Origin of the sequence: Piscinibacter sp. (assembly GCF_050175855.1) — a bacterium.
GTDB lineage: Bacteria > Pseudomonadota > Gammaproteobacteria > Burkholderiales > Burkholderiaceae_C > Piscinibacter.
In genome coordinates this window covers 1-20,557 of record NZ_JBFXIO010000031.1, presented here as the reverse complement: position 1 = coordinate 20,557, position 20,557 = coordinate 1, and the positions used below count along the sequence as shown (strand labels likewise).

Here is a 20,557-nt window from a genome sequence, read left to right as displayed (position 1 = left end):
GCTGCCCTGGCTCGACGGGCGCTGGGCCGCCGACCTCTTCCACCCGGAGACGCTGCGCGACGCCGGCGTGCGGCTCGGCAAGGGCGCCGCCATCGGCGCCGGCGTAGGCCTGGCCGCCGACGTGGCGCTGGCCGGGCTCTCGCTCGGCGCCGCAGCCGCCCTCGGTGCCACCGTGGGCGGCGCGATCAGCCAGGGCTTCGGCCCGCTCGGCCGGCGCCTGGCAGACGCCGTGCAGGGGCGCGAGTCGCTGTCGCTGGAAGACACCGTGCTGCTGGTGGTCGCCCAGCGGCTGCTCGGCCTGCACCTGGCGCTGCAGGCTCGCGGCCATGCCGCCGACGACCGCATCGACCTGGAACGCAGCGCGCTGCCGATGGACCGCCTGAAGCCCCTGCTGCGCACGCTGCAGCCGGCCCGTGCCCACCCGCGCTGGGCCGACGAGGATTCGCCGCGGCGCGAGGCCGCGCAGCGCGAGCTGCTCGCGGCGCTGCGTGCGCTGGCCTGAGCTTCAGCCCTCCTGAGGGGCTGTGGCCGGGCTTCCGCCGGAGGCCAGCACGCCCTGCAACCACGCTCCCGCCGCGAGGCCACCGAGCACCCACAGCATGTCGAGGTTGCCGGTGCCCAGCCCCGCGATGGCCGGGCCGGGACAGACACCACTGAGGCCCCAGCCGACGCCGAACAGCGCCGAGCCGACGAAGGTGTCGCGGTGCATGCGGGCGGTGTGGGCCTCATAGGCCGCGGCCAGCAGCGGCGTTCGGCGCCAGCGCGGTGCGAGCTGGTAGGCCGCCAGCGTGACGGCGAGGCCGCCGCCCATCACCAGCATCAGGCCGAAATCCTGCAACTGCAGGAACGACAGCACCACCTCCGGCCGCACCATGCCCGACAGCGCGAGGCCGAAGCCGAACAGCGCGCCGGCCGCGACGGTGACGATCGCAGCCGTCATGGCGCCACCCCGAGCGCGCCCAGCGCCATCGCGGTGAGGAAGCCGGTGGCCATGAAGGTCAGCACCGCCAGCAGCGAGGGCAGCTTCAGCGAGCCCATGCCGCAGATGCCGTGGCCCGACGTGCAACCGCCGGCCAGCCGTGCGCCGAAGCCGGCGACGAGGCCGCCGAGCGCGAGTCGCCACGCCGGCACGCCGGTGGCCAGCGGTTCGGCAGGCCCGAGCAGCAGCCACCAAAGCGCCGCGCCGAGCACCAGCCCGAGCGCGAGCTGCAGCCGCCACGCACGGCTGGCCAGCCAGCGCGGCTGCCGGAACGCGACGCGTGATGACACGTACGACCAGCTGGAGGTGAACACCGAGCTCATGCCGGCCAGCCGGCCGGTGGCCACATACAGCAGCGCCACGCCGGCGCCGATGAACAGGCCGCCGGCGAGGTAGTGCTGCCAACCGTTCGGGAAGAACGATGCGATCACGGCGCGCTCCCAGGTTGCCAGCCGCCGCCCAGCACGCGGTACAGCGCCGTGAGGTTCTGCGCCGCCAGCGCCTGCTGCTGCACCAGCGCCTGCTGCGCGGCGAACAGCGAGCGCTGCGCATCGAGCCGCTCCAGAGAACTGGTGGCACCGTTGCGCCAGCGCAGCTCCACCAGCCGGTGGCGCGCCTCCTCGGCAGCGAGCTGCCGCTCCTGCGCACGCAGCTGGTCGGCCAGCGTGGCGCGGCCGGCCAGCGCGTCGGCCACCTCGCGGAACGCGCTCTGGATCGCTCGCTCGTACTGCGCCACCGCGATGTCGCGGCTGGCCTTGGCGAGGTCGAGGTTGCCCTGGTTGCGGCCGGCGTCGAACAGCGGCTGGATCAACTGCGGCGCGAAGCTCCACGCCGAGTTGCCGGACTTGAACAGGTCGCCGAGGTCGCCGCTGGCGACGCCCACGCTGCCGGTCAGCGTGATGCGCGGGAAGAAGGCCGCACGTGCCGCGCCGATGTTCGCGTTGGCGGCGATCAGCTGCTGCTCGGCCTGGCGAACGTCGGGCCGGCGCAGCAGCACCTCCGAGGGCAGGCCTACCGGCAGTTCCGGCAGGGCCGACATCGCCTGCACCGGCGCCGCCGCAGGAAGGTCAGCGGGCAGCGGCTGGCCGAGCAGCAGCGTGAGCGCGTTCTCGTCGAGCGCACGCTGGCGCGTGGCCTGGGCCAGGCTGACCTTCGCCGACTCCAGCAGCGATTCGGCCTGGCGCAGGTCGAGCTCGGAGCTGGCGCCGTTGTCGAAGCGCAGCTTCACCAGGCGCAGCGACTCCTCGCGCGTGGCCAGCGTCTGCCGGGTGACCTCGAGCAGCGCGTCGTCGGCAGCCAGCGCGATATGCGCATTGGCCACCGCCGCCACCAGGCTGATCTGAACTGCCTTGCGCGCCTCCTCGCTGGCCAGCACCTGGGCAGCGGCGGCATCGCTCAGGTTGCGCAGGCGGCCGAACAGGTCGAGCTCGTAGGCCGTGACCTGCAGACCCGCGGTGTACAGCGAGTTGATGCCGCCGGAAGCGGTGGGCGTGCGCGAGCCGGTCAGGCCGGCGTTGAGCGTCGGCCAGCGGTCGGCGTCGCGCACCGCGGCCTGGGCGCGCACCGCCTCGATGTTCAGCGCGGCGATGCGCAGGTCGCGGTTGTTGGCCAGCGCGATGGCGATCAGGCGCTTCAGGCGCTCGTCGATGAAGAACTGCCGCCAGTCGAGTTCGGCTGCGGCCGGTGCGCTCGCCGCGGCTTCGGGCGCGAGCGGGAAGCGCTCGGCCACCGGTGCCACCGGGCGCTCGTACTTCGGCGCGAGGTTCATGCAGCCGGCCAGCAGCACCGCGGACAGTGCCGCGGCGCCGCGGATCAGGTGCGTGCTCATGCGTCCTCCTTGCCCGGCGCGACAGGAGCGTCAGCGCCGACCGCATGGCCATGCTCGCGGTCGAAGCGGCGCTGCCGCTCGCTGCCCTTGAAGATGCTTCGCACGACGACGAAGAACACCGGCACGAAGAACACCGCGAGGAAGGTGGCGCTGAGCATGCCGCCGAGCACGCCGGTGCCGATGCTGTGCTGGCTGGCCGAGCCGGCGCCGCTGGCCAGCACCAGCGGCAGCACGCCGAGCATGAAGGCCATCGAGGTCATGATGATCGGCCTGAAGCGCAGGTGTGCCGCTTCCAGCACCGCATCGACCAGGCTGCGGCCCTGCGCCGCCAGATCCTTCGCGAACTCGATGATCAGCACCGCGTTCTTCGCCGACAGGCCGATGATGGTGATCAGGCCGACCTTGAAGAACACGTCGTTCTCCAGCCCGCGGAAGTTGGCGCCGAGGATCACGCCGAGCACGCCCAGTGGCACCACCAGGATCACCGCCAGCGGGATCGACCAGCTCTCGTACAGCGCCGCCAGGCACAGGAATACCGACAGCAGCGAGAACGCGAACAGGATCAGCGCCGTGGAGCCGGAGAGCTTCTCCTCGCGCGACAGGCCCGTCCACTCGTAGGCGAAGCCCGGCGGAAGCTGCGCGGCCAGGCGCTCCATCTCGGCGATCGCGGCGCCGCTGCTCACCCCAGGCGCCGGCTCGCCGGCGATGCGCATCGTCGGGTAGCCGTTGTAGCGGATCTTCTGCATCGGCCCGGTGATCCAGCGCGTGCTCGCGAACGCCGACAGCGGCACCGGGTTGCCGGCGCTGTTCAGCGCGTTGATGCGCAGGAGGTCGTCGGGCTGCATGCGCGTGGGCGCATCGGCCTGCACCACCACGCGCTGCACGCGTCCGGCGTTGGGGAAGTCGTTGACGTAAGAGGAGCCGAGCGACGTCGACAGCGCGCTGTTGATCGCCGCGAAGCTCACGCCCAGCGCGCTGGCCTTGTCGCGATCGATGTCGAGCTGCAGCTGCGAGGCGTCTTCCAGGCCGTCGGGCCGCACCGCCACCAGCAGCGGGCTCTTCTGCGCCAGGCCGAGCAGCTGGTTGCGCGCCGCCAGCAGCGCCGCGTGGCCGTTGCCGCCGCGGTCCTGCAGGCGCATCGCGAAGCCGTTGGCGCGGCCGAGATCGCGGATCGCCGGCGGGCTGACCGGGAAGATGAAGGCATCGCGGATCCTGCCCAGCGCCCCGAAGGCGCGGCCCACCAGCGCCTGGGCCGACTGGCCCGGCTCGGTGCGCTCGTCCCAATCCTTCAGCGTGACGAAGGCCAGGCCGGCATTTTGGCCGCTGCCCGAGAAGCTGAAGCCCATCACCGAGACCATGTTCTGCACCTCGGGCTGGGCCAGCATGTACTTCTCCGCCTGCTGCATCACCGCCAGCGTGCGGTTCTGCGTGGCACCGGGCGGCAGCTGGACGTTGACGAGGATGTTGCCCTGGTCCTCGTTGGGGATGAAGGAGGTGGGCAGGCGGCCGAACAGCACCACCACCGCGCCGATGATCGCCGCGTAGATGATCATGAAGCGCCCGGCGCGGCGCAGGATCTTTGCCACCCAGCCTTCGTAGCCCTTGGCGGTGCGGGTGAAGAAGCGGTTGAACCAGCCGAAGAAGCCGCCCTTGGCGTGGTGGTGACCCGCCTCCACCGGCTTGAGCAGCGTGGCGCACAGCGCCGGCGTGAGCGACAGCGCCAGGAAGGCCGAGAACGCCACCGAGGTGACCATCACCGCCGCGAACTGCCGGTAGATGTTGCCCACCGCACCGCTGAAGAAGGCCAGCGGCACGAACACCGAGATCAGCACCACCGTCACGCCGATGATGGCGCCGGAGATCTGCCCCATCGCCTTGCGCGTGGCCTGCAGCGGGGGCAGGCCCTCGGTGCTCATGATGCGCTCGACGTTCTCCACCACGACGATCGCGTCGTCGACCACGATGCCGATCACCAGCACCATGCCGAACATGGTCAGCACGTTGATCGAGAAGCCCATCGCCAGCAGCGAGGCGAAGCTGCCGAGCAGCGCGATCGGCACCACCAGCGTCGGGATGATGGTGTAGCGGATGTTCTGCAGGAACAGGTACATCACGAGGAACACCAGGATCACCGCCTCGACCAGCGTCTCGACCACCTGGCGGATCGAGATGCCGATGAAGGTCGAGCTGTCGTACGGGATGGTGGCCTTCACGCCGGCCGGGAAGTAGGGGCGCAGTTCGTCGAGCCGGGTCTTGATCGCCTTGGCCGTCTGCAGCGCGTTGGCGGTGGGCGAAAGCTGGATGCCGATGCCGGTGGAAGGCTCGCCGTTGAGCCGCGTGCGCACGCCGTAGCTCTGCGCGCCGAGTTCGATGCGGGCCACGTCGCGCAGCCGCACGGTGGAGCCGTCGGGGTTGGCGCGCAGCACGATGTTGCCGAACTGCTCGGTGGTCTCGCGCTGGCCCTTGACCACCACGGTGGCGAAGATGCCCTGGTCGGGCGTATTGGGCAGGTCGCCGATCGTGCCGGACGACACCTGCGCGTTCTGCGCCGCGATGGCGGCGTTGACGTCGGCCGCCGAGAGGCGGTAGCCCACCAGCTTGGCCGGGTCGATCCAGATGCGCATCGCGCGCTCGGTGCCGAACTGCTGCGCCTGCCCCACGCCTGGCACGCGCTGCATCTCGGGCAGCACGTTGCGCGCGGCGAAATCGCCCAGCGCCACTGGGTCGAGCACGCCCTTGTCGCTGGACAGCACGATGAACAGCAGGAAGTTCGGGTTCGCCTTGTCGACACGCACGCCCTGCTGCACCACCGCCTGCGGCAACCGCGGCGTGGCGCGGGACAGGCGGTTCTGCACGTCGACCTGGGCCAGGTCGGCATTGGTGCCGGGCTCGAAGCTCAGCGTGATCGAGCCGCTGCCATCGGCCTGAGCCACCGATTCGAAATAGGCGAGGCCCGGCGAGCCGTTCATCTCGCGCTCGATCACGGCGATGACGCTGTCCTCCAGCGTCTGCGCCGAGGCGCCCGGATAGCCCACGTTGACGACGATCGACGGCGGTGCCACCGGCGGGTATTGCGCCACCGGCAGCTGGGTGATCGACACGCCGCCGATGACGAGGATGAACAGCGCGATCACCCACGCGAAGATGGGCCGGTCGATGAAGAACTGCGCCATGGAAGCGGCCCCTTCAGCGCGAGGCGGCCGAGGCCGGCGCGCTCGCGGCAGCCACCGCCGGGGCGCCGGCCGCGCCTGCCGGCTGCCACGCCACCGGCTTCACCGGCGCGTTCGGGCGGATCTTCTGGAAGCCGTCGACCACCACCTGCTCGCCGCCGGAGAGCCCCTCGAGCACCACCCATTGCCGGTTCGGCCCCAGGCTCACCTTGACCGGCCGCGGCGCTACCTTGCCGTCGGCGCCGACCACCATCACCGTATCGCCGGCGCCGCCACGCTGCACCGCCTGCTGCGGCAGCGCGATGCCCGCCGGCAGTTCGGCCTGCGCCAGGCGCACGCGCACGTACAGCCCGGGCAGCAGCGCGCCCTTCGGGTTGGGCACCTCGGCGCGCAGCGCGATCTGGCCGGTGGTCGGGTCGACCGAGAGGTCGGAGAACAGCAGCTTGCCGCGCTGCGGGTAGACGCTGCCGTCGTCGAGCACGAGGCTCACCGCCACCGAGCCAGCCGTGCCGGCGCTCTGGAACTTGCCGCTGGCGATGGCCGCGCGCAGGCGCAGCACCTCGTCGGCGCTCTGCGTGAAATTGACGAACAGCGGATCAATCTGCTGCACCACGGCCAGCTGCGTGGCCTCGCCCTGGCCGACCAGCGCCCCTTCGGTGACCAGCGCACGGCCGATACGCCCGGAGATCGGCGAGGTGACGCTGGTGTAGCCCAGGTTGATCTGCGCCGTCTGCACCGCCGCCTTGGCGGAAGCGACGTCGGCCTCGGCCTGCTTGAAGGCGGCCTGCGCGGCGATGTACTCCTGCTGGCTCACGGCGTTGGCTTCGGCCAGCGGCTTGTAGCGCTCGGCCTGAGCGCGCGTCTGCAGCAGGTTGGCCTCGGCGCGCGCCTGCGTGGCCTGCGCGGCGGCCAGCGCGGCGCGGAAGGGCGCGTCGTCGATGCGGAACAGCGGCTGGCCGGCCTTGACCTCGCTGCCCTCGGTGAACAGGCGCCGCTGCACGATGCCGGCGGCACGCGCGCGCACCTGGGCGACGCGCGAGGACTCGGTGCGCCCGGGCAGCTCGGACACGACGCCGACGCTGGCCGGCGTGGCGATGACGACGCCCACTTCCGGCGGCGGCGGGGCGGGCGGAGCGGCGCCCTGGCCCTTGGGCCCGCAGGCGGCCAGCGGCAGGGCCAGCACGGCAACGAGAGAGTGGAGACGGAAGCGTGCCCGCTGGCTGGTCATGGAATCCCCTTGTGACGATCGGCGCCTCCCGACGCCGACGACGAGAAGTTACTATACATACAAGCTTGAATGTATGTCGGTCATCCGCCGAAACACCCATGGCCCGCCGCACCAAGGAAGACGCCCTGCGCACCCGCGACCGCATCCTCGACATGGCGGAGCGCGAGTTCCTGCGCCGCGGCGTGTCGCGCACCTCGCTGGAGCAGATCGCCACGGCAGCGGGCGTGACGCGCGGCGCCGTCTACTGGCACTTCCGCAACAAGGCCGACCTGTTCAACGCGATGATGAACCGCGTGACGCTGCCGCTCGAGGCGGAGATCCTGCGCAGCGGCGAGCGCACGCTCGACGATCCCGTGGCGCAGATCCGCGGCAGCTACCTGGCGGCCTTGCGGGCGACGGTGAACGACCCGCAGGCCCGGCGTGTGTTCGAGGTCGCGCTGTTCAAGGTCGAGCACGGCAATGCCTTGCGCGGCGTGCGCGAGCGGCGCCTGACGGGCATTCGCAACCGGGTGGCCAACGTCGAACGCGGCCTGCGTCGCGCCGCGCGCCTGGGCAGGCTGCGCAGTGCCCTGCCGGCGCGCGCGGCGGCCATGGGCATGGAGTCGCTGGTCGACGGCCTGATCACCAACTGGATGATCGATCCGCAGGCCTTCGACCTCGTGCGCGTGGGCGAGCAGGCGATCGACGCCTACCTGCGCGGCCTGGCGCCGGCCGGCCCCTGATCAGAGCGGCTTGTGGAAGTAGGTGGTCGGGCAGGGCCGGCCGTCGGGCATCAGCGCGTAGTTGGGGATCACGCCGACACGCTGCCAGCCGCTGCGCTGGTAGAGCCGCTCGGCGTCGCCGCCGGTGACGGTGTCGAGCACCAGCACCGTCTTGCCCTCGTCTCGCGCGGCCTGCTCGGCCGCATCGAGCAGCGAGCGCGCCAGCCCGCGCCGGCGCGCGCGGCGGTGCACCAGCATCTTCGCCAGGTCGGCGCGGTGCGGCTGGTTGTCGGGCTGGGCCAGCACCAGCTGCACGGTGCCGTCGATCCGCCCCGGCTCGGCTTCGCCCACCAGCAGCAAGCGTTCGCCGCTGCGCACGCCGGCAGCCACACCACGCCAGAACGACAGCGCGCGCTCGCGCGGCAGTGGCCACATGAAGCTGACCGAGGCACCGCCTTCGACGCAATCCAGCAGCACCTCGGCCAGCGGCTCCACCAGCGCATCGACCTCGCCGGCAGCGACGCGCCGGATCGCGAAACCTGTGCTCATGCGACTCTCCTTGCCCCGCCGCGCGGCAGGCTGACCAGGGCGACGAGGTAGCGCGCCTCGCGTGTCCCGGGGTTGTGGAAGACGATGGGCGCGTCCAGCGTCATCGCCAGGCAGTCTCCGGCCTCCAGCCGCCAGATGGTGTCGCCCACCGTCAGCGTCATCGTGCCGTCGATCATCCAGACCTGCTGATGGACCTCGTCGTCGCGCGGCGCCGCCTCGTAGGCGACGCGCTGGCCGGCCGGGAAGCGCACGTCGACGAGCTGGATCGGCGAGCGCACCGGCGGTGACACGTTGCGGCGCAGATAGCCGGAGCCGGGATCGGCCCACAGCGGCTGGTCGGCCACGCGCGCCAGCGGCGAGGCGGCGGTGCCGGGCTCGGCCGGCTCCTCGAACATCGAAGCCAGCGTGACGCCCAGTCCGGCGCTGAGCTTGTCGAGCACGCTCGCCGTCGGGCTGCTCTGCCCGCGCTCGATCAGCGAGATGTTGGAGCGGCTCACGCCGCTGCGCGCGGCCAGGGCGTCGAGCGACCAGCCTCGCTCTTCACGCAACGATTTCAGGCGACGCGCGAGGCGCTGGGTGACATCCATGGCATCCAGTTTACTGGAATTTGTCTCCCGTAAACTGCCGGCATGGCTTGCGCCCGGTTAATGCCAGCCCAAGCGGCCAACGGCACACTCGCGACATGCATTGGGCGCTCCGGCTTCCCAGCCTCCTTCTCGCGCTGGCGCTTCCGGCACACGCGCAGAGCCTCGAACCTCCGCTTCCCGACCTGGCGGAACTCGAGGCGGCTGGCGCGCGCATCGGCGAGGTGCGCGTCGTGCCCGGGCCGATCTTCGACCTGTCCGATCCGAAGGAAGACCGCTGGCTGTTCCGCACCGCCAACCGGCTGCACATTCCCACTCGCGAGGGAGTCATCCGTCGCAGCCTGCTGTTCAAGTCCGGCGAACCGCTTTCGGTCCGGGTGATCGAGGAGACCGAACGCCTGCTGCGCAGCAACCGCTATCTGTACGACGTCGAGATCCGGCCGGTGGCGCTGAACGACGGCGTGGTCGATCTCGAAGTCCGCACACGAGACACCTGGTCTCTCGATCCCGGGCTCAGCGCGGGGCGTTCCGGCGGCGCGAACACCGGCGGGTTCAAGCTGCGCGAGTACAACATCCTCGGCACGGGCACGTCGATTGCGCTGGGGCGCTCCAAGGACGTCGACCGCACGAGCACCGAGTTCGACTTCTCCAACACCCGCGCGTTCGGCACCTGGGCTTCGTTCTCATACCAGCATGCCTCCAGCAGCGACGGCACGCGGGATGCGGTTTCGCTGGTCCGGCCGTTCTATGAACTCGACGCGCACTGGACGGCCGGCGCCTCGGCGCTGAGAGATGATCGCATCGACTCGATCTACAACGCCGGCAACGTGGTCAGCCAGTACCGCCGCGGCGAGCGGCGCGAGGAGGTGTTCGGCGGCTGGTCAGCCGGGCTGCGCGACGGCTGGGTGCAGCGCTACACGCTCGGGCTTCGCAAGCTCGAAGACAGCTACGCCGTCGAGCCGGGCCTGGTGGCGCCCGCCGGATTGCCGGCCACCGAGAAGCTCGTGCTGCCGTTCGCGCGCTACGAGCTGATCGAAGACCGCTTCGAGCGCGAGACCAACCGCAACCTCATCGGCAGGCCGGAGTTCTTTGCGCTGGGTTTGGCTGCGACCTTCGAGCTCGGCCGGGCGTCGGTGGCGCTCGGCTCGGCGCGCAACCCCTGGCTCTACAACGGCAACATCGCGCGCGGGTTCGAACCCTGGCCGGAGCATCGGTTGATGGTGCAGGCGCTGCTGTCGGGCGAGTTCGACGCAGGGGAATCGCGTCGGCAGCGCCTGGGCGCGCAGGCGCAGTACTACCTGCCGCAAGGCAGGCGCTGGCTCTTCTATGCGTCCGCGTCGGCCGATCGGGTGGTGCGGCCGTCGCTGCCCGACGCCTTGCTGCTCGGCGCGGACAACGGCCTGCGCGGCTATCCCCTGCGCTACCAGAGCGGCACGCGCCGCGCCCTGTTCACCGTGGAGGAGCGCTTCTACACCGACCTGTACGTCTGGCAGCTGTTCCGCGTCGGTGGGGCGGCGTTCTTCGACGTCGGGCGCGCCTGGGGCGGCGACAACGTCAACACGGTCAATCCGGGCTGGCTGCGCAATGCCGGCGTCGGGCTGCGCATCGTCAGCGTGCGCTCGGCCTTCAGCAACGTGCTGCACGTCGACCTGGCCTTCCCGATCGACGCCACCAGCGACATCAAGAAGGTGCAGCTGAACGTGAAGACGAAGACGAGCTTCTGAGTCAACCGCCCTTGCTCGGCGGCTTCAGCTGTTCCTCGAGCGCAGCCCATTCGGAAGGCGTGACCTCGATCTCGCTGATCTCGGGCTTGCGCGGCTCCATGCCGACCCGCCGTTCCCGCCCGGTGGGCGAGCCACGATCGGCCTTACGCCGGTCGCGGCCGGTGCGGCGGTCGGAGGCTTGCGATGGCTTCTTCGCGGAGGTCACGGCGCAACTCTAGCGGAGCCGGGCCGGCGCTGACCGATGCACGGCCTTTGCACCCGGGCAACAGCGCCCCGAAGCAGCGAAGCCCACCTAGAGGCGGGCTTCGAATGTGCCTGGGGCACTGGGTATTCGGTGGTTGCGAGGGCAGGATTTGAACCTGCGACCTTTGGGTTATGAGCCCAACGAGCTACCAGACTGCTCCACCTCGCGACTGAAGCTGCGGAGTATAGCCTAGTTTCGTCGACCGTGTTCGCCGAGTGCGTGCGGGGCGGAGCGAGGAGTCCTGTCCGGTCGGGCCTCGTCCGCTGGCCGGCACGCCACAAGCTCCGGCGGCTCACGCCCAGAGACGGCACGCCGCCTAGCCGTTGCCGTCGAGCCCCGGCGGCAGGCGGCGGCGCACCACCATCAGCGGCGGGTAGTTGACATGCAGCTTGCGCTGGTGGAAGCGCTGCAGCCGCTCGATCTCCACGCGCACGCGTTCCGAGAAACCCTTGCGCTGGCCGCGCCGGTCTTGCAGGAGGTCTTCGAAGATCTCCTCGACCTCGGTCTTGTCGCCCCAGGCCATCGCCAGGCGATTGGCGATGCGGGGGTAGTAGCGGCACAGGTGCTTGGGGTGGATGGCCGACGGGATGCGCCGCAGCCAGACGTGCGTCGGGCTCTGCAGCACGCGATCCTGGTCGCGCTGCGGGCTGCGCAGCCGCATCCAGTCGACGCTGTCGCCGCCGCCCTGGACCGGGCCCGACGCTTCTTCGGAGGTGTTGCTCGCGCTCATCTGATCTTCGCCACCCACACTTCGGATCGCGCTCCTGGCCCCCTGCCGCGGCAGCTTCAACCCCTTCGGCCTCATTCTGCCGTTTCGTCCGCGTCTGTGCAGCGGTCCGGCGCGGCCATCATCCGCATAGGGGGTCGAGTGAGCGTGATTTTGTTGGCTGGGCGGCTCGACTCCCTCGCAGGCAGGCCATGAGCGGTGCCCGGAAACAGAAAAGCCGGCTCACGCCGGCTTCCGGTTCGATCGAGATCGCGGATCAGGCCGTCACTCGGCCTTCTCGGCGGCGGGCGCCTCTTCGGCAGCCACCGGCTCCGGGCGGTCGACCAGTTCGACGAAGGCCATCGGCGCGTTGTCGCCGACACGGAAACCCATCTTCAGGATCCGCGTGTAGCCGCCCGGGCGCGCCTTGTAGCGCGGGCCCAGTTCGTTGAACAGCTTGGTGACCACGGCGCGGTCGCGCGTGCGATCGAAGGCCAGGCGGCGGTTGGCCAGCGTGGGCTCCTTGGCCAGCGTGATCAGCGGCTCGACGACGCGGCGCAATTCCTTGGCCTTGGGGACCGTGGTCTTGATCGCCTCGTGCGTCAGCAGCGAGTTGCACATGTTGCGCAGCATCGCCTGGCGATGCTCGCTGGTGCGGTTGAGTTTGCGAAGTCCGTGACGGTGACGCATGGTGCTTTCCTGTCTTTATTGAACCCCGGCCGTGTCAGGTACCGGGGGTTGCACATCGCGCTGAGCGTTTCAGCGCTTGTCCAGGCCCTGCGGGGGCCAGTTCTCGAGGCGTGCGCCGAGCGTGAGGCCACGCGAGGCGAGCACTTCCTTGATCTCGTTGAGCGACTTGCGGCCGAGGTTCGGCGTCTTCAGCAGCTCGGTCTCGGTGCGCTGGATCAGATCGCCGATGTAGTAGATGTTCTCGGCCTTCAGGCAGTTGGCCGAGCGCACGGTCAGCTCGAGCTCGTCGACCGGGCGCAGCAGGATCGGATCGAACTTCTGGTCGCTGCGCTCGGTACGGCCGGCGTCGAAGATCTGGTCGACCTGGCCCTCGAGCTGCGCGAACACCGCGAGCTGCTCCACCAGCACCTTGGCCGAGGCGCGGATCGCCTCTTCCGGCGTGATGGCGCCGTTGGTGACGATCTCCATCACGAGCTTGTCGAGGTCGGTTCGCTGCTCGACGCGGGCGCTCTCGACGGTGTAGCTCACGCGCGAGACCGGCGAGAACGAGGCGTCCAGCACGATGCGGCCGATCGACTTGGTCGGCTCGTCGCCGTAGCGGCGCAGCGTGCCCGGCACGTAGCCGCGGCCCTTCTCGACCTTGATCTGCATGTCGAGCTTGCCGCCTTGCGACAGGTGGGCGATGACGTGCTCGGGGTTGATGATCTCGACGTCGTGCGGCGTCTGGATGTCGCCGGCGGTGACCGGGCCTTCGCCTTCCTTGCGCAGCACCAGCGTGACTTCGTCGCGGTTGTGCAGGCGGAACACGACGCCCTTGAGGTTCAGCATGATGTGAACCACGTCCTCCTGAACCCCGTCGATCGCAGAGTACTCGTGCAGCACGCCGGCGATCGTCACCTCGGTCGGCGCGTAGCCGATCATGGACGACAGCAGCACGCGGCGCAGCGCGTTGCCCAACGTGTGGCCGTAGCCGCGCTCGAACGGCTCGAGCGTGACCTTGGCGCGATTGCCGCCGAGCGGCTCCACGTTGATGGCTTTGGGTTTCAGCAGATTGGTTTGCATTGAGTCCTGTTCCTCTCAATACCCTCGGCTCGTTACACCGATAAGGCTGGCGGACATGGCCGGGCTGTGTTCGCCTCGCCATGTGCCCGGCACGGCACGGCGAGGGGAGGGACCTGGCGCCGACGCGACAGGCCCGAAGACGGCATCAGCGCGAGTACAACTCGACGATCAGCGCTTCCTTGATGTCGGCGCCGAATTCGTCGCGATCCGGGGCCTTCTTGAACACGCCCTCGAGCTTGTTCGCATCGACCTGCACCCAGCCCGGCATGCCCTGAGCTTCAGCCAGCTTGACCGCATCGGTGACGCGCAGCTGCTTCTTGGCCTTCTCGCGGACGGCGATGGTGTCGCCCGGCTTCACGAGGTAGGAGGCGATGTTCACCACCTCGCCGTTGACCGTGATGCCCTTGTGCGAGACCAGCTGGCGCGCCTCAGCGCGCGTGCTGCCGAAGCCCATGCGGTACACGACGTTGTCCAGGCGCGACTCGAGCAGCGTCAGCAGGTTCGAACCGGTGTTGCCCTTGCGGCGCTCGGCCTCGGCGAAGTAGCGGCGGAACTGGCGCTCCAGCACGCCGTACATGCGCTTGACCTTCTGCTTCTCGCGCAGCTGCAGGCCGAAGTCGCTGGTGCGGCTGCCCGAGGTGCGGCCGTGCTGGCCGGGCTTGGAGTCGAACTTCGCCTTGTCGCTGATCGGGCGGCGGGCGCTCTTCAGGAAAAGGTCGGTGCCTTCACGGCGGGAGAGTTTGGCCTTGGGGCCGAGGTAACGTGCCACGTTGGTGTCCTTCGTTCAATCTGGCGCGAGCACTCCCCGGAGGGAGACGTCGCGTGAGCCTGGCGGAGTGTTGTTATGGGCGCTCAGGCGGTGGGCTTCACAAGCGAAAAAGTCGGCGAGGCCGCAACGGCTTCGCCGACCACGGAAAACAGCGCTCAGATGCGGCGGCGCTTCTGCGGACGGCAGCCGTTGTGCGGCACCGGCGTGACGTCCGAGATCGAGTTGATCCGGATGCCCAGCGAGGCCAGCGCGCGCACCGACGACTCGCGGCCGGGACCCGGGCCCTTGATCCGCACGTCGAGGTTCTTGATGCCCTGCTCCTGGGCAGCGCGGCCGGCGACTTCCGCGGCCACCTGGGCGGCGAACGGCGTGCTCTTGCGCGAGCCCTTGAAGCCCTGGCCGCCACTGCTGGCCCACGACAGCGCGCCGCCCTGGCGGTCGGTGATCGTGATGATCGTGTTGTTGAACGACGCGTGCACGTGCGCGATGCCGTCCGCGACGTTCTTGCGGATCTTCTTGCGGACGCGTTGCGCGGCGGTGTTGACGGGTGCCTTAGCCATGTTCGTGACCTTCGTTCAATGCTTACTTCTTGACCAGGGCGCCCGACTTGCGCGGGCCCTTGCGCGTGCGCGCATTGGTCTTGGTGCGCTGGCCGCGCACAGGCAGCCCGCGGCGATGACGGAAGCCGCGGTAGCAGCCGAGGTCCATCAGTCGCTTGATGTTGATCGACATCTCGCGGCGCAGGTCGCCCTCGATCGTCATCTTGCCGATCTCTTCCCGGATCTTCTCCAGGTCGCCGTCGGTCAGGTCCTTGATCTTCTTCGAGTACGCGACACCGACCTTGTCGCAGATCTTCTGCGCGGTCGTGCGGCCGATGCCGTAGATGTGCGTCAGGCCGATCTCGGTGTGCTTGTGCGGCGGAATGTTGATGCCAGCAATGCGTGCCATTTCTTGGATCCTTCAGTTCAGCCTTGACGCTGCTTGTGACGCGGGTCGGTGCAGATCACCCGCACCACACCCTTGCGGCGGATGATCTTGCAGTTGCGGCACATCTTCTTGACGGAAGCGGCTACTTTCATGGTCTTCTCCTAAGCCCTCGTCAGGCTGCTCACTTGGCCCGGAACACGATGCGGGCGCGACTCAAATCGTAGGGCGTCAGCTCGACCGTCACCTTGTCGCCCGGCAGGATGCGGATGTAGTGCATGCGCATCTTTCCGGAGATGTGGCCGAGCACGATGTGCCCGTTCTCCAATTTCACGCGAAACGTGGCGTTCGGCAGGTTCTCCAGAATCTCGCCTTGCATCTGGATGACATCGTCTTTCGCCATCTCAGCTCGCCTTGAAGTTCGCCTTCTTCAACAAACTCTCGTACTGCTGGCTCATCACGTAGCTCTGCACCTGGGCCCAGAAGTCCATCGTCACGACGACGATGATCAGCAGCGAGGTGCCGCCGAAGTAGAACGGCACGTTGTACTTCAGCACCAGGAACTCGGGCAGCAGGCAGACCGCGGTGATGTACACCGCACCCACCAGCGTCAGACGCGACAGGATCTTGTCGATGTGCTTCGCGGTCTGCTCGCCCGGGCGGATGCCCGGGATGAAGGCGCCGCTCTTCTTCAGGTTGTCGGCCGTCTCGCGGCTGTTGAACACCAGCGCCGTGTAGAAGAAGCAGAAGAAGATGATCGCCGCGGCGTACAGCATCACGTAGATCGGCTGGCCGGGAGAGAGCAGCGAAGCCAGGTCCTTCAGCCAGCGCAGGCCGTCACCGGTGGCGAACCAGCCCACCACGGTGGCCGGCAGCAGGATGATCGACGACGCGAAGATCGGCGGGATCACGCCCGACATGTTCAGCTTCAGCGGCAGGTGCGACGACTGCCCGCCGTAGACCTTGTTGCCCACTTGGCGCTTGGCGTAGTTCACCAGGATCTTGCGCTGGCCGCGCTCGACGAACACCACCACGTAGGTCACGACGACCACCAGCGCGATGATGAACAGCGAGACGATGATGCTCATCGCACCGGTGCGCACCAGCTCGAACAGGCCGCCGATGGCGCTCGGCAGGCCCGCGGCGATGCCGGCGAAGATCAGGATGGAGATGCCGTTGCCCAGGCCGCGCTCGGTGATCTGCTCGCCCAGCCACATCAGGAACATCGTGCCGGCCACCAGGCTCACCACCGCGGTCATACGGAACGCGAAACCCGGGTCGATCACCAGGCCGGGCGAACCTTCCAGCGCCAGCGCGATGCCCAGCGACTGGAACAGGGCCAGGCCCAGCGTGCCGTAGCGGGTGTACTGCGTGATCTTGCGGCGACCGGCCTCGCCTTCCTTCTTCAGCGCCTCGAGCGTCGGCACCACGTAGGTCATCAGCTGCATGATGATCGACGCGGAGATGTAGGGCATGATGCCCAGCGCGAAGACGGTGAAGCGCGACAGGGCGCCACCCGAGAACATGTTGAACAGGCTCAGGATGCCGCCGGCCTGGCCCTGGAACAGCTGCTGGAGCTGGTTCGGGTCGATGCCGGGCACGGGAATGTGCGCGCCGATGCGGTAGACCACGAGCGCCAGCACCAGGAAGACCAGCCGGCGACGCAGGTCGCCGAACTTGCCGCTCTTGGCCAGTTGAGTCGCGTTGGTTGCCACTGAGATCCGTTCGAGTTCGTCGACGAGCGGCCGATCAGGCCACCGAGCCGCCGGCCGCCTCGATGGCAGCCTTGGCGCCGGCGGTCGCGCCGATGCCCTTGAGCACAACCTTGCGGGTCAGCTCGCCGGTCTTGATCACCTTGACGGTCTGCGCCAGCTGGCTCACCAGCTTGGCTGCCTTGAGCGCCAGCAGGTCGACCTCGTCCGCACCCAGCTTCTCCAGGTCGGCCAGGGTGATCTCGTCGTTGTACTTCAGCTGCGCGGACTTGAAGCCACGCTTGGGCAGACGGCGCTGCAGCGGCATCTGGCCGCCTTCGAAACCGACCTTGTGGTAGCCGCCCGAACGCGACTTCTGGCCCTTGTGGCCACGGCCGGCGGTCTTGCCCAGGCCGGAACCGATGCCGCGGCCGACGCGGCGACGCGCCTTCTTGCTGCCTTCGGCAGGCTTGATGGTGTTCAGTTCCATTACAGCACCTTCACCAGGTACGAGACCTTGTTGATCATGCCGCGCACCGACGGCGTGTCTTCCAGCGTCGATTCGCTGTTGAGCTTGCGCAGGCCCAGGCCGCGCACCGTGGCGCGATGCGACTCGCGCGTGCCGGCGACGCTGCGCACCAGCTTCACCGTGAGGGTCTTCTTCTCTGCCATGACAGTTCTCCGCAGGTCGATCAGCTGAACAGCTGCTCGACGGTCAGGCCGCGCTTGGCGGCGACCTCGGCCGGCGTGGTCGAGCTCTTCAGCGCGTCCAGCGTGGCGCGGACCATGTTGTACGGGTTGGTCGAGCCGTGGCTCTTGGCCACGATGTCGGTCACGCCCATCACCTCGAACACGGCGCGCATCGGGCCGCCGGCGATGATGCCGTCACCCTGCTTGGCCGGCGCCATCAGCACCTTGGCCGAGCCGTGCTCGCCGATCACCTTGTGGTGGATCGTGCCGTCCTTGAGCTGGACCTTGAACATGTTGCGGCGCGCGGCTTCCATGGCCTTCTGCACCGCCACCGGCACTTCCTTGGCCTTGCCCTTGCCCATGCCGATGCGGCCATCGCCGTCACCGACCACGGTCAGCGCCGCGAAGCTCAGCGTGCGGCCACCCTTGACCACCTTGGTGACGCGGTTCACCGCGATCATCTTTTCCTTCAGGCCGTCGTCGTTGCCTTCGGTCTGCTGGCGGGGTTGAAACTTTGCCATTCTCGAATTCCTTGTCGTCGCCGAAACGGGGGGCGCTTAGAACTGCAGACCGGCTTCGCGCGCGGCCTCGGCCAGCGCCTTCACGCGGCCGTGGTAGGCGAAACCGGCGCGGTCGAACGCCACCTTCTCGATGCCGGCAGCCTTGGCCTTCTCGGCAATGCGCTTGCCGATCACCGTGGCAGCCGCCACGTTGCCGCCCTTGCCCGCGGCGCCGAGTTCCTTGCGAACGTCGGCTTCGGCGGTCGAGGCGCTGGCCAGCACCTTGGTGCCGTCGTCGGAGATGACGCTGGCATAGATGTGCAGGTTCGTGCGGTGCACGGTCAGGCGAGCCACACGCTGCGTCGCGATGCGGACCCGGGTCTGGCGGGAGCGGCGGATGCGCTGATCCTTCTTGTTCAGAGTCATGGTCGTCGCTCCTTACTTCTTCTTGGTCTCTTTGATCGTGACCTTCTCTTCCGCGTAGCGGATGCCCTTGCCCTTGTAGGGCTCGGGCGGGCGGATCGCGCGCACTTCAGCGGCGATCTGGCCCACCACCTGGCGGTCGGAACCCTTGATCACGATCTCGGTCTGCGTCGGGCAGGTGACCGTGATGCCGGCCGGCATGTCCTTGACGACCGGGTGCGAGAAGCCGATCTGCAGGTTCAGCTTCGGGCCTTGCGCGGCGGCACGGAAACCCACGCCGACCAGCGTCAGCTTCTTCTCGAAGCCCTTGCTCACGCCGTTGACCATGTTGGCCACCAGCGCGCGCATCGTGCCGCTCATCGCGTCGGCCTCGGCGGTGTCGTTGGCCGGGGCGAACTTGAGCGTGCCGCCTTCGTTCTTGATCGTGACCAGCTCGTTGACCGGGCGCACGAGCGTGCCCAGCGAGCCCTTGACGCTGATCTTGTCAGCCGTGACCGACACGTCCACGCCTTGCGGCAGGGCGATCGGCATCTTTCCCACGCGTGACATCGCTATCTCTCCTTAGGCCACGTAGCAGAGCACTTCGCCGCCGATGCCGGCCTGGCGCGCCTTGCGGTCGGTCATCACGCCCTTCGGGGTGGTGACGATGGCCACGCCCAGCCCGTTCATCACGTTCGGGATGTCGTGGCGGCCCTTGTAGATGCGCAGGCCCGGGCGGCTGACGCGCTCGATGTGCTCGATCACCGGACGACCGGCGTAGTACTTCAGCGCGATCTCGAGCTCCGGCTTGGTCGGCTCGCCGCGGATCGCGAAGTCCTCGATGTAGCCCTCGTCCTTCAGGACCTTGGCGATCGCGACCTTCAGCTTGGACGACGGCATCGCGACGCGGGCCTTCTCGACCATCTGCGCATTGCGGATGCGGGTCAGCATATCGGCGATGGGATCACTCATGCTCATGTGAATTGCTCCTTTGCGCGCCGATTACCAGCTGGCCTTGACGACACCGGGGATGTCGCCCTTGAAGGCCAGTTCGCGGATCTTGTTGCGGCCCAGGCCGAACTGGCGGAACGTACCGCGGGGGCGGCCGGTCAGCTCGCAGCGGTTGCGTTGGCGGGTCGGGTAGGCGTTGCGCGGCAGCTTCTGCAGCTCCAGGCGCGCGGCGTAGCGCTCTTCGTCCGACTTCTTGGCGTCGTTGGCGATCGCCTTGAGCTCGTCGTACTTCTTCTTGTACTTGGCGACCAGTTGCTCGCGCTTGAGTTCGCGCTGGATGAGGGAGAGTTTAGCCACGGGCCACCTCAGTTCTTGAACGGGAACTTGAATGCGGCGAGCAGCGCCTTGCATTCCTCGTCGGTCTTCGCGGTCGTCGTGATGCTGATGTTCAGCCCGCGCAGCGCGTCGATCTTGTCGTAGTCGATTTCGGGGAAGATGATCTGCTCTTTCACCCCGATGTTGTAGTTGCCGCGACCGTCGAACGAACGGCCGGAGATGCCGCGGAAGTCGCGCACGCGCGGCAGCGAGATCGTGACGAAACGGTCGATGAACTCGTACATGCGCACGCCACGCAGCGTGACCATGCAGCCGATCGGCACGTTGTCGCGGATCTTGAAGTTCGCGATCGCCTTGCGCGACTTGGTGACCACGGGCTTCTGGCCGGCGATCTTGGTGAGGTCGCCGACGGCGTTGTCCATCACCTTCTTGTCGGCCACGGCCTCGCTCACGCCCATGTTGAGCGTGATCTTGGTGATGCGCGGCACTTCCATCGTCGACTTGTAGCCGAACTTCTTCACCAGTTCGGGGACGATCTTCTCGCGGTAGATCGTCTGCAGGCGGGCGGATTGCTGTTGAGCCATGTTCTTGATCCTCAGGCCTTGATCTCGTCGCCGCTGGACTTGTAGACGCGCACCTTCTTGCCGTCGGCCAGGAGCTTCACGCCCACGCGGTCGGCCTTGCCCGTGGCGGCGTTGTAGATCGCCACGTTGCTCTGGTGGATCGACATCGACTTCTCGACGACGCCGCCGGTCGTGCCCTTCATCGGGTTCGGCTTGACGTGCTTCTTCACGATGTTCACGCCCTCGACGACGATGCGCTCGTCATC

29 protein-coding genes and 1 tRNA gene are annotated in these 20,557 nt (G+C 68.5%); 3 read left to right on the top strand and 27 right to left on the bottom strand.

Going from position 1 to position 20,557, the window contains the following annotated elements:
• Positions 1-502 (top strand): DUF3482 domain-containing protein (locus AB7U92_RS04550; RefSeq protein WP_428575016.1); only part of this gene is annotated, 502 nt, incomplete at its 5' end.
• Between the two features lie 3 nt (positions 503-505).
• Here AB7U92_RS04550 and AB7U92_RS04545 read toward each other — a convergent pair.
• The 5 genes from AB7U92_RS04545 to AB7U92_RS04525 are packed head-to-tail and all read right to left on the bottom strand — an operon-like array spanning position 506 to position 7,205.
• The gene (locus AB7U92_RS04545; protein WP_428575015.1) at positions 506-940 is read right to left on the bottom strand and encodes a DUF6691 family protein; all 435 of its coding nucleotides are present in this window, start codon (positions 938-940) and stop codon (positions 506-508) included.
• Positions 937-1,410 (bottom strand): YeeE/YedE family protein, encoded by a 474-nt coding sequence (locus AB7U92_RS04540; RefSeq protein WP_428575014.1) that lies wholly within the window; start codon positions 1,408-1,410, stop codon positions 937-939. The genes AB7U92_RS04545 and AB7U92_RS04540 overlap by 4 nt, the downstream gene beginning before the upstream one ends.
• Positions 1,407-2,807, bottom strand: a complete 1,401-nt coding sequence (locus AB7U92_RS04535) for an efflux transporter outer membrane subunit (RefSeq protein ID WP_428575013.1) — start codon at positions 2,805-2,807, stop codon at positions 1,407-1,409. Before AB7U92_RS04535 ends, AB7U92_RS04540 begins: the two co-directional genes overlap by 4 nt.
• Complete coding sequence (locus tag AB7U92_RS04530) at positions 2,804-5,980, bottom strand: efflux RND transporter permease subunit (protein ID WP_428575012.1); 3,177 nt, start codon at positions 5,978-5,980, stop codon at positions 2,804-2,806. Before AB7U92_RS04530 ends, AB7U92_RS04535 begins: the two co-directional genes overlap by 4 nt.
• 13 nt (positions 5,981-5,993) lie before the next feature.
• Complete coding sequence (locus AB7U92_RS04525) at positions 5,994-7,205, bottom strand: efflux RND transporter periplasmic adaptor subunit (RefSeq protein ID WP_428575011.1); 1,212 nt, start codon at positions 7,203-7,205, stop codon at positions 5,994-5,996.
• 98 nt (positions 7,206-7,303) lie between these two features.
• Here AB7U92_RS04525 and AB7U92_RS04520 point away from each other — a divergent pair, with 98 nt between their 5' ends.
• Positions 7,304-7,927, top strand: a complete 624-nt coding sequence (locus AB7U92_RS04520; RefSeq protein ID WP_428575010.1) for a TetR family transcriptional regulator — start codon at positions 7,304-7,306, stop codon at positions 7,925-7,927.
• Here AB7U92_RS04520 and AB7U92_RS04515 read toward each other — a convergent pair whose 3' ends face one another.
• Positions 7,928-8,455 (bottom strand): GNAT family N-acetyltransferase, encoded by a 528-nt coding sequence (locus AB7U92_RS04515; RefSeq protein ID WP_428575008.1) that lies wholly within the window; start codon positions 8,453-8,455, stop codon positions 7,928-7,930.
• Positions 8,452-9,042, bottom strand: coding sequence for a helix-turn-helix domain-containing protein (locus tag AB7U92_RS04510; protein WP_428575007.1), 591 nt, complete (start codon positions 9,040-9,042; stop codon positions 8,452-8,454). The genes AB7U92_RS04515 and AB7U92_RS04510 overlap by 4 nt, the downstream gene beginning before the upstream one ends.
• A 95-nt stretch (positions 9,043-9,137) precedes the next feature.
• Here AB7U92_RS04510 and AB7U92_RS04505 point away from each other — a divergent pair, with 95 nt between their 5' ends.
• Entirely contained in the window at positions 9,138-10,763 is a 1,626-nt protein-coding gene (locus tag AB7U92_RS04505) for a hypothetical protein (protein ID WP_428575006.1), read from the top strand.
• Position 10,764: 1 nt separating this feature from the next.
• On the opposite strand, the gene AB7U92_RS04500 is transcribed toward AB7U92_RS04505, so the two are convergent.
• The 20 genes from AB7U92_RS04500 to rplX form a co-directional block, all read right to left on the bottom strand.
• Entirely contained in the window at positions 10,765-10,968 is a 204-nt protein-coding gene (locus AB7U92_RS04500; protein ID WP_428575005.1) for a hypothetical protein, read from the bottom strand.
• Between the two features lie 130 nt (positions 10,969-11,098).
• Positions 11,099-11,175, bottom strand: a tRNA-Met gene (locus AB7U92_RS04495).
• A 148-nt stretch (positions 11,176-11,323) separates the two neighbouring features.
• Complete coding sequence (locus AB7U92_RS04490; RefSeq protein ID WP_428575004.1) at positions 11,324-11,737, bottom strand: hypothetical protein; 414 nt, start codon at positions 11,735-11,737, stop codon at positions 11,324-11,326.
• 261 nt (positions 11,738-11,998) lie between these two features.
• Complete coding sequence (rplQ, locus tag AB7U92_RS04485; RefSeq protein ID WP_428575003.1) at positions 11,999-12,403, bottom strand: 50S ribosomal protein L17; 405 nt, start codon at positions 12,401-12,403, stop codon at positions 11,999-12,001.
• Between the two features lie 69 nt (positions 12,404-12,472).
• Positions 12,473-13,465 carry a DNA-directed RNA polymerase subunit alpha gene (locus tag AB7U92_RS04480; protein ID WP_428575002.1) on the bottom strand — a complete coding sequence of 331 codons (993 nt, stop codon included), beginning with the start codon at positions 13,463-13,465 and terminating at the stop codon, positions 12,473-12,475.
• A gap of 145 nt (positions 13,466-13,610) precedes the next feature.
• On the bottom strand, positions 13,611-14,234 hold the full coding sequence (gene rpsD, locus AB7U92_RS04475) for a 30S ribosomal protein S4 (protein ID WP_428575001.1): 624 nt from the start codon (positions 14,232-14,234) through the stop codon (positions 13,611-13,613).
• Positions 14,235-14,389: 155 nt separating this feature from the next.
• On the bottom strand, positions 14,390-14,794 hold the full coding sequence (gene rpsK / locus AB7U92_RS04470) for a 30S ribosomal protein S11 (RefSeq protein ID WP_293439003.1): 405 nt from the start codon (positions 14,792-14,794) through the stop codon (positions 14,390-14,392).
• Positions 14,795-14,816: 22 nt separating this feature from the next.
• Positions 14,817-15,182 (bottom strand): 30S ribosomal protein S13, encoded by a 366-nt coding sequence (gene rpsM / locus AB7U92_RS04465; protein WP_298826421.1) that lies wholly within the window; start codon positions 15,180-15,182, stop codon positions 14,817-14,819.
• Positions 15,183-15,199: 17 nt separating this feature from the next.
• The gene (rpmJ, locus tag AB7U92_RS04460; RefSeq protein WP_009548427.1) at positions 15,200-15,313 is read right to left on the bottom strand and encodes a 50S ribosomal protein L36; all 114 of its coding nucleotides are present in this window, start codon (positions 15,311-15,313) and stop codon (positions 15,200-15,202) included.
• Between the two features lie 29 nt (positions 15,314-15,342).
• Positions 15,343-15,561, bottom strand: coding sequence for a translation initiation factor IF-1 (infA, locus tag AB7U92_RS04455; protein ID WP_025495304.1), 219 nt, complete (start codon positions 15,559-15,561; stop codon positions 15,343-15,345).
• Between the two features lies 1 nt (position 15,562).
• Positions 15,563-16,873 (bottom strand): preprotein translocase subunit SecY, encoded by a 1,311-nt coding sequence (secY, locus tag AB7U92_RS04450; protein ID WP_428575000.1) that lies wholly within the window; start codon positions 16,871-16,873, stop codon positions 15,563-15,565.
• A gap of 34 nt (positions 16,874-16,907) precedes the next feature.
• A complete protein-coding gene (rplO, locus tag AB7U92_RS04445) occupies positions 16,908-17,339 on the bottom strand; it encodes a 50S ribosomal protein L15 (protein WP_428574998.1) in 432 nt (143 codons plus the stop codon).
• Complete coding sequence (gene rpmD, locus AB7U92_RS04440; RefSeq protein WP_428574997.1) at positions 17,339-17,521, bottom strand: 50S ribosomal protein L30; 183 nt, start codon at positions 17,519-17,521, stop codon at positions 17,339-17,341. Before rpmD ends, rplO begins: the two co-directional genes overlap by 1 nt.
• Positions 17,522-17,541: 20 nt before the next feature.
• Positions 17,542-18,060, bottom strand: a complete 519-nt coding sequence (rpsE, locus tag AB7U92_RS04435; protein ID WP_428574996.1) for a 30S ribosomal protein S5 — start codon at positions 18,058-18,060, stop codon at positions 17,542-17,544.
• A 36-nt stretch (positions 18,061-18,096) separates the two neighbouring features.
• On the bottom strand, positions 18,097-18,465 hold the full coding sequence (rplR, locus tag AB7U92_RS04430; RefSeq protein ID WP_428574995.1) for a 50S ribosomal protein L18: 369 nt from the start codon (positions 18,463-18,465) through the stop codon (positions 18,097-18,099).
• 12 nt (positions 18,466-18,477) lie between these two features.
• On the bottom strand, positions 18,478-19,011 hold the full coding sequence (gene rplF / locus AB7U92_RS04425; protein WP_428574994.1) for a 50S ribosomal protein L6: 534 nt from the start codon (positions 19,009-19,011) through the stop codon (positions 18,478-18,480).
• Positions 19,012-19,023: 12 nt separating this feature from the next.
• Entirely contained in the window at positions 19,024-19,419 is a 396-nt protein-coding gene (gene rpsH / locus AB7U92_RS04420) for a 30S ribosomal protein S8 (protein WP_428574993.1), read from the bottom strand.
• A 24-nt stretch (positions 19,420-19,443) separates the two neighbouring features.
• Positions 19,444-19,749: an uS14 family ribosomal protein gene (gene rpsN / locus AB7U92_RS04415; RefSeq protein WP_428574992.1), complete on the bottom strand. Its 306-nt coding sequence runs from the start codon at positions 19,747-19,749 to the stop codon at positions 19,444-19,446.
• A gap of 8 nt (positions 19,750-19,757) precedes the next feature.
• A complete protein-coding gene (rplE, locus tag AB7U92_RS04410; protein ID WP_428574991.1) occupies positions 19,758-20,312 on the bottom strand; it encodes a 50S ribosomal protein L5 in 555 nt (184 codons plus the stop codon).
• Positions 20,313-20,323: 11 nt separating this feature from the next.
• Positions 20,324-20,557: 50S ribosomal protein L24 (gene rplX / locus AB7U92_RS04405; protein WP_428574990.1), on the bottom strand; the 234-nt coding region annotated here is incomplete at its 5' end.

Excerpts from the sequence above, each read along its gene's own strand:
- AB7U92_RS04530 (WP_428575012.1), bottom strand. The coding sequence starts at position 5,980 with ATGGCGCAGTTCTTCATCGACCGGCCCATCTTCGCGTGGGTGATCGCG.
- infA (WP_025495304.1), bottom strand. The coding sequence starts at position 15,561 with ATGGCGAAAGACGATGTCATCCAGATGCAAGGCGAGATTCTGGAGAAC.
- AB7U92_RS04510 (WP_428575007.1), bottom strand. The coding sequence starts at position 9,042 with ATGGATGTCACCCAGCGCCTCGCGCGTCGCCTGAAATCGTTGCGTGAA.
- rpmJ (WP_009548427.1), bottom strand. The coding sequence starts at position 15,313 with ATGAAAGTAGCCGCTTCCGTCAAGAAGATGTGCCGCAACTGCAAGATC.
- rplO (WP_428574998.1), bottom strand. The coding sequence starts at position 17,339 with ATGGAACTGAACACCATCAAGCCTGCCGAAGGCAGCAAGAAGGCGCGT.
- AB7U92_RS04515 (WP_428575008.1), bottom strand. The coding sequence starts at position 8,455 with ATGAGCACAGGTTTCGCGATCCGGCGCGTCGCTGCCGGCGAGGTCGAT.
- AB7U92_RS04545 (WP_428575015.1), bottom strand. The coding sequence starts at position 940 with ATGACGGCTGCGATCGTCACCGTCGCGGCCGGCGCGCTGTTCGGCTTC.
- rpsE (WP_428574996.1), bottom strand. The coding sequence starts at position 18,060 with ATGGCAAAGTTTCAACCCCGCCAGCAGACCGAAGGCAACGACGACGGC.
- rplE (WP_428574991.1), bottom strand. The coding sequence starts at position 20,312 with ATGGCTCAACAGCAATCCGCCCGCCTGCAGACGATCTACCGCGAGAAG.
- AB7U92_RS04505 (WP_428575006.1), top strand. The coding sequence starts at position 9,138 with ATGCATTGGGCGCTCCGGCTTCCCAGCCTCCTTCTCGCGCTGGCGCTT.
- rplR (WP_428574995.1), bottom strand. The coding sequence starts at position 18,465 with ATGACTCTGAACAAGAAGGATCAGCGCATCCGCCGCTCCCGCCAGACC.
- rpsM (WP_298826421.1), bottom strand. The coding sequence starts at position 15,182 with ATGGCACGCATTGCTGGCATCAACATTCCGCCGCACAAGCACACCGAG.
- AB7U92_RS04480 (WP_428575002.1), bottom strand. The coding sequence starts at position 13,465 with ATGCAAACCAATCTGCTGAAACCCAAAGCCATCAACGTGGAGCCGCTC.
- rpmD (WP_428574997.1), bottom strand. The coding sequence starts at position 17,521 with ATGGCAGAGAAGAAGACCCTCACGGTGAAGCTGGTGCGCAGCGTCGCC.
- AB7U92_RS04535 (WP_428575013.1), bottom strand. The coding sequence starts at position 2,807 with ATGAGCACGCACCTGATCCGCGGCGCCGCGGCACTGTCCGCGGTGCTG.
- rpsK (WP_293439003.1), bottom strand. The coding sequence starts at position 14,794 with ATGGCTAAGGCACCCGTCAACACCGCCGCGCAACGCGTCCGCAAGAAG.
- AB7U92_RS04490 (WP_428575004.1), bottom strand. The coding sequence starts at position 11,737 with ATGAGCGCGAGCAACACCTCCGAAGAAGCGTCGGGCCCGGTCCAGGGC.
- AB7U92_RS04520 (WP_428575010.1), top strand. The coding sequence starts at position 7,304 with ATGGCCCGCCGCACCAAGGAAGACGCCCTGCGCACCCGCGACCGCATC.
- rpsH (WP_428574993.1), bottom strand. The coding sequence starts at position 19,419 with ATGAGCATGAGTGATCCCATCGCCGATATGCTGACCCGCATCCGCAAT.
- rplQ (WP_428575003.1), bottom strand. The coding sequence starts at position 12,403 with ATGCGTCACCGTCACGGACTTCGCAAACTCAACCGCACCAGCGAGCAT.
- AB7U92_RS04525 (WP_428575011.1), bottom strand. The coding sequence starts at position 7,205 with ATGACCAGCCAGCGGGCACGCTTCCGTCTCCACTCTCTCGTTGCCGTG.
- rplF (WP_428574994.1), bottom strand. The coding sequence starts at position 19,011 with ATGTCACGCGTGGGAAAGATGCCGATCGCCCTGCCGCAAGGCGTGGAC.